6 protein-coding genes are annotated in these 6,066 nt (G+C 71.0%); 1 reads left to right on the top strand and 5 read right to left on the bottom strand.

The window, feature by feature from the left end; all coding sequences use genetic code 11:
• Positions 1–135: 135 nt before the first annotated feature.
• Genes PMI14_RS33165 through PMI14_RS33145 form a run of 5 tightly spaced genes read right to left on the bottom strand, consistent with a single transcriptional unit; the run spans position 136 to position 5,033 of the window.
• A complete protein-coding gene (locus PMI14_RS33165; RefSeq protein ID WP_007862226.1) occupies positions 136–966 on the bottom strand; it encodes an SDR family NAD(P)-dependent oxidoreductase in 831 nt (276 codons plus the stop codon).
• Positions 963–1,694, bottom strand: coding sequence for an SDR family NAD(P)-dependent oxidoreductase (locus PMI14_RS33160; protein WP_007862224.1), 732 nt, complete (start codon positions 1,692–1,694; stop codon positions 963–965). Before PMI14_RS33160 ends, PMI14_RS33165 begins: the two co-directional genes overlap by 4 nt.
• Complete coding sequence (locus tag PMI14_RS33155) at positions 1,691–2,476, bottom strand: citryl-CoA lyase (RefSeq protein WP_007862222.1); 786 nt, start codon at positions 2,474–2,476, stop codon at positions 1,691–1,693. The genes PMI14_RS33160 and PMI14_RS33155 overlap by 4 nt, the downstream gene beginning before the upstream one ends.
• 13 nt (positions 2,477–2,489) lie before the next feature.
• Entirely contained in the window at positions 2,490–3,986 is a 1,497-nt protein-coding gene (locus PMI14_RS33150) for a class I adenylate-forming enzyme family protein (RefSeq protein ID WP_007862219.1), read from the bottom strand.
• 33 nt (positions 3,987–4,019) lie between these two features.
• A complete protein-coding gene (locus PMI14_RS33145) occupies positions 4,020–5,033 on the bottom strand; it encodes a tripartite tricarboxylate transporter substrate binding protein (protein ID WP_007862217.1) in 1,014 nt (337 codons plus the stop codon).
• 102 nt (positions 5,034–5,135) lie between these two features.
• On the opposite strand from PMI14_RS33145, the gene PMI14_RS33140 reads away from it, so the two are divergent.
• The gene (locus PMI14_RS33140) at positions 5,136–5,963 is read left to right on the top strand and encodes an IclR family transcriptional regulator (protein WP_007862212.1); all 828 of its coding nucleotides are present in this window, start codon (positions 5,136–5,138) and stop codon (positions 5,961–5,963) included.
• Positions 5,964–6,066: the final 103 nt, after the last annotated feature.

The following is a 6,066-nucleotide window of genomic DNA, read 5'->3' as shown; positions in this document are numbered from 1 at the left end:
CTCGCTGCGCGAGTCGGGAGGGGGACGCCCCCAGTGCGGCGGGGCGGCCCTTGCACGGGGGCACTGGGCTCGGCCGCGCCAGTTTCATGCATCGCGGGCTGCGCACAGCACAATGGCCAACTGAACTGAGCGGCTCTACACAAATTTGCCCGTGATGCCGCCATCCACCACCAGCTCGGTACCGGTCACATAGGCCGATGCATCGCTGGCCAGGAAGGCGCAGGCATGGGCCACGTCCCAGGCGGTGCCCATGCGGCCCACGGGCACCTGGCGGGCGCGCGCGGCGCGTGCTTCGTCCAGGCTGGTGTCCGAGAACATCTTCGCTACCGTGGTCGCGATGCGCGGCGTGTCGATCAGCCCCGGCACCACCGTGTTGGCGCGCACGCCCTGGCCCGCGTACTGCTGTGCCACCATGCGCGTGAAGTGCGTCACCGCGGCCTTGGTCACCCCGTAGGCCAGGTGCGGGTAGCCCAGGTAGCGCATGCCCGCGATGGACGAGATGGTGATGATGGAGCCGCGCCCGCGCTCCACCATGCTGGGCAGCACCTCCTGGCAGGCCAGCAGCAGGCTGCCCACATTCACGCCGTGGATGCGGTCGAAATCTTCCGCGCTGGTCTCCAGCGGCCCGCCGGTCTTGCCGATGCCCACGTTGTGGTGCAGCACGTCGATGGCGCCGCCGAAACGCTCGCGCGCCTCGGCGAACAGGCGCTTCACGTCCTCCTGCACAGCCACGTCGCCCACGAAGGTGGCGGCCGTACCGCCCTCGGCCTCGATCAGCGCCGTGGTCTCCGCGGCCGACGCCGCATCGCGGTCGGCCACGCAGACGCTGGCGCCCAGGCGCGCATAGGTCACGCAGGCGGCCCGGCCGATGCTCCAGCCCGGGCCAGCCGATCCGCCGCCGGCCACGAAGACCACGCGGCCCGACAGGTCCAGCGGCAGGGCCGGTGGAGAGCGCTGCACGCTCATGGTGCCAGCCCCACGGTCATGCCGCCGCACACGTAGATCACCTGGCCCGTGGTGAAGCCCGCGCGCGCATCGAGCAGCGAGGCCACCAGGTGCGCCACCTCTTCGGGCTGGCCCATGCGGCGCACGGGGATGGTGTCCAGGATGCGCTGCGTGGCCGGTGCGCCGGGCGGGTTGACGCGCTCGAACAGCTCGGTGGCAATCGGCCCAGGGCCGATGGCGTTGGCGGTGATGCCGTCGGCGCCCAGCTCCAGCGCCAGGGTGCGCGTGAAGCCGTGCACCGCTGCCTTGCTGGCGGCATAGGCAATGCGTTCGCCCTTGCCCAGTGCCGCGCGGCTCGATATGTTGACGATGCGCCCGAAGCGCGCCGCGCGCATGGCCGGCAGCAGCGCCTGCACGCAGGCCATGGCCGCGGCCAGGTTCACCTCCATCACCGCGTGCAGGTCGGCGCGGGTCGCCGTGTCGATGCCGGCCGGGCGCACGATGCCCGCGTTGTTCACCAGGCGCGTGATGGGCCGCACGGCCACGGTGCGCGCCAGCGCGTCGCGCAGGGCAGCCTCGTCGGCCAGGTCCACCTGCACGAAGGTCTCCTTCTGCGCAAGGGCTTCGGGCGCGGCGATGTCGAAATTGACCACGTCCAGACCGTCGGCCATCAGCCGCGTGGCCACGGCGCGGCCGATGCCCCGGCTGGCACCGGTGACGAGCACCGTGCCTTCCTGGCCGCCGCTCATGCCTGGCCGTCCTTGCCGCCGACGAAGGGAATCGCATGCTCGATGGTGTCCCAGATGAAGCGGCCCGAAGGGCTGTTCTGCTCTTCCACGATGTGCGCCACCAGCCCGGCCGCGCGCGAGATCACGGCAAAGCCGCGCATCACCGCTGTGGGCACGCCGATCTCGCCGAGCAGCGCGGCCACCGCGCCCGTGGCGTTGATGGTGATGGGCCGGCCGGCCACCTCGTCCACCGCCTGGGACAGGGTCTCCAGCGCGCGGATCTTGTCGCCCTGCAGTTCGGCCTCGGCGCGGCCCATCTCCAGCAGCTTGTAGGCACGCGGGTCCACCGGCTTGTGCAGGTGGTGGCCGAAGCCCGGCACGGGAGATTTCAGGCCCTTGTAGTGGCGCGCGATGGCCAGCGCCTCGGCCTTCGGGTCGGCTGCGGCGCTGATGCGGTCGAGCAGGCCGGCACAGTTCTCCATGGTGCCCACAAAGGAGCTGCCCACGGCCAGCAGGCCGGCGGAGACGGCGCCCTGCAGGTTTTCGGGCGCGCTCATGTAGATCAGCCGTGTGGCGATGGCGCTGGGCGTGAGGCCATGCTCCATGAGCACGATGAGCACCACGTCGGTGATGCGCAGGTCCACGCCGCGCGGCGCGCGGCCCAGGATCTGCATCAGCATCACCTCGGTGAAGGTCTTTTGACCCATCAGGTCCTCCACCAGGTTCGCATCGCGGTAGTGCAGGCTGGTGAGGGTGTGGGTGCACAGGCGGGTGACGGGGGTCTTGGAAGCGGTAGTGGTCATGTGAATGGTTCCTTCAGGCCGTGGTGGCTAGTGCGGCCAAAGCCGCATCGCGCACGGCGGACTTGAGCACCTTGCCCACGGGCGAACGCGGCAGGCTCTCGTGAAAGTGGATGTGCTTGGGTGTTTGCACCGGGCCCAGGCGTTCGCGCACAAAGGCGATCAGCTCGGCCTCGGTCGCCTGCTCGCCGGGCCGCAGCTGCACGGCGGCCTGCACGGTCTCGCCCCACTTGTCGTCGGGCAGGCCGAACACGGCGCATTCGTGCACCGCAGGGTGCTGGCCCAGCGCGTTCTCCACGTCCACGGGGTAGACGTTGAAGCCGCCGGTGATCACCATGTCCTTGAGCCGGTCCTTGAGGTAGAGATAACCGCGTTCGTCGATGAGCCCACGGTCGCCGGTGTGCAGCCAGCCGTCGACCAGGGTCTCGGCGGTCTTCTCGGGCAGGCGCCAGTAGCCGGTCATGAGCAGGTCGCCGCGCGCCACCACCTCGCCCACCTCGCCCGTGGGCAGCAGGCGGCCGTCGGGCGCCATGATGGCCACGTCGCTGAACCAGGTGGTGCGGCCCACGGCCGCCCAGTTGGCCGGGTCCTCGAAGTCCGCGGGCTGCATCACGGTGAGGATCTGCGGTGCCTCGGTCTGGCCATAGGTCGTACCCAGCACCGGGCCGAAGAAGTCGCGCACCTGGCGGATCTTCTCGGGCGGCATGGGCGCACCACCATAGATCAACCGGCGCAGGCGCGGAAAGTCCGCGCGCGATACGCCCGGCAGCGCCATCAGCATGTAGACCAGCGTGGGCGGCATGAAGCACACCGTGCCGCCGCGCTCGCGAAAGGCCGTGCGCACCGCCTCGGCCCCCGCGCCGCCCAGCACCACGTGGCAGCCGCCCTGCGCCAGGATGGGCAGCAGGTAGGTGGAAGTGCCGTGCGTGATGGGCGCGGCCACGATGTAGCGCTCGTGCTCGTCGAAGCCCCAGGCGTGGATCTGGTTGGTGATGTTGGCCATCCATGCGCGGTAGGGCTGCATCACGCCCTTGGGCGCGCCCGTGGTGCCGCCCGTGAACTTGATGGCCTGGGTCGCGTCGTCCGGCAGGTCGATCACGGGGCGCCGGGCGCCGGCATGTGCGGCCGCCAGGTCGGACAGCCCTGCGGTCGGCAGGTGGACACCGGGCGCGCCCTCGAGCAGCTCGGAGCAGGCGTTGTCCAGCACCACGATGGAGGGCTCGGTCGCATCGATGATGCGGCGGATCTCGGGCCGGGTGCTCTTGGGGTTGAGCGGCACCCAGACCTTGCCGCAGGCCAGCACGGCCAGCAGCGCGGCGATGTGCTCGGCGCTGTTGCCCGCGCAGATGCCCACGCGGCTTTGCGGTGCCGGGTCGATGGCGGTGAAGCCGGCCGCCAGCGCCGCCACGCGCGCGGCCAGCGCGTCGTAGCGGAGGGCGCCCTCGGGTGCGTCGATGGCGATGCGGTCGGGCCAGCGCTGGGCGGCGCGCCAGAAGAAGTCGATGGGGAACATGGGAAGCAGGGTCGTGGTGGGTGAGGGGCTCGCTTACTCGGCCGTCGCGCCGGAGGCCTTGACGACCTCCCGCCAGCGCTTGATCTCGGCGGCGGCAAAGCTGCGCATCTTGTCGGGCGTGCCCGAATCGGGGGTGGCAGCCAGCTCCTGCAGGCGGCTGCGCACCTCGGGCTGGGCCAGCACCTTGTTGAGTGCGGCGTTGAGCTGCTCGACCACGGGGCGCGGCGTGCCCGTGGGCGCGGCCAGGCCGAACCAGGACTGCACGTCGAAGCCCGCATAGCCCGACTCGGCCAGCGTGGGCACATCGGGCAGCAGGGGCGAGCGCTGGGCGCTGGTGATGGCAATGGCGCGCAGCTTGCCGGCCTGCACATGCGGCAGCGCCGAGGGCGTGTTGTCGAACATCGAATCCACCTGGCCGCCCAGCAGGTCGGTCACGGCCGGCGCGCTGCCGCGGTAGGGCACGTGCAGCATCTTGAGCTGGCTTTGCATCTTGAACATCTCGCCCGAGAGGTGGATGGACGAGCCGCTGCCCGAGGACGCGAAGGTGATGCCGTCCTTGGACTCCTTGGCGTAGCGCACGTAGTCGGCCAGGTTCTTGACGGGCAGCTTGGGGTTGACCACCAGGATGTTGGGGATCTTGGCGATCATGCCGATGGGCTCGAAGTCCTTGACCGGGTCGTAGCCGAGCTTGGGGTACAGCGAGGCGTTGATGGTGTTGGCGATGGTGTAGACGTACAGGGTGTAGCCGTCGGCCGGGGCGCGTGCCACGGCCTCGGCGCCCACGTTGCTGTTGGCGCCTGCGCGGTTGTCCACCACCACGGGCTGGCCGAGCTGGTCGCCGAGCTTGACGGCCACCAGCCGCGCGATCACGTCGGTGGCGCCGCCGGCTGCATAGCCCACGACGAGCTTGATGGGCTTGGCGGGCCAGCCCATGGCGCTGGCGGTCTGGGCCTGCAGGGGCAATGCGGTGGTGCAGGCGATGGCAGCGGCGGCCAGGGCCAGCAGGCGCCGGCGCGGCGCGGTGATGGTTGTGGTGTGCGGGCTCATGTCTTGTCTCCTTTGTGTGTCGGGAAATCGGTCTTGGCGCCCCGGCGGCGTGGCTCTGCGGCACACTGCGCACTGGTTGCATCGACGGACAAATTCTTTCCCATGCCCTCCCGACCCGCGAATCGAAACGTCCGCCTGCCGGACGTTTCAACATCTACCCCGCTGCCCGAAGAACCGCTGGACGACCCCGGCAGCCGCACCTTGCGCCGGGGGCTGCAGGTGCTGGACGCCGTGCTGGCCAGCGGGCGCGACGGCCTGCGCGTGGTCGAGCTATGCCGCGCCGCGGGGCTGGAACGGGCCACCGTCTACCGCCTGCTGGCCACCCTGCTCGAAGGCGGCCACCTGGCCCGGCGCGGGCGCTTCCACTACGTGGCCGGGCCGCGCCTGGCGGCCGTGGCCGCGCCCACCGCTTTGCCCAACATGGCCATGCGCCTCACCCCGGTGCTGGAGCGCGTGAGCCGGGCCTGCGGCGATGCGGCCTTCGCCATCGTGCGCGAAGGGCCGGCCTCGCACTGCATTGCGCGCCACGTGGGCACGCACCCGGTGCAGATCCTCGTGATCCAGGTCGGCACGCGCCAGCCGCTGGGCGTGGGCGCGGCCGGGCTGGCGCTGCTGGCGGCCTTGCCCGACGACGAGGTGGACACCTGCATCGCGGCCAACGCGCAGGCCCTGCCACGCTATGGCGGCATGACGCCCGAGCGCCTGGCCATCCTGGTGCGCGCCACGCGCGAGCGCGGCTGGTCGGTGGTGGGCAACCACGCCACCCAGGGCGTGCTGGCCGCGGGCATGGCCGTGCGCAACGCCGAAGGTGCCCCCGTGGCCGCGATCAGCGTGGCCTCGACCCTGGACCGCATGCCGCGCGAGCGCCAGCAGCTCATTGCGCGCTGGATGCGCGAGGCCCTGGCCGCACTGCTGCCGAAAGGCGTCTGAGCCACGGCCCGGGGCGGGTGTGCGAACATCCCCACCCATCACACACCATGATGACTGCGCAACGCACACGGCCCGAAGGATCGCCCGATGGAACTGAGACAAC

This window comes from Acidovorax sp. CF316, from assembly GCF_000276605.1.
Taxonomy (GTDB): domain Bacteria; phylum Pseudomonadota; class Gammaproteobacteria; order Burkholderiales; family Burkholderiaceae_C; genus Acidovorax.
Note: the sequence above shows the minus strand (reverse complement) of the source record. Positions and strands in the feature narration are given on the sequence as shown.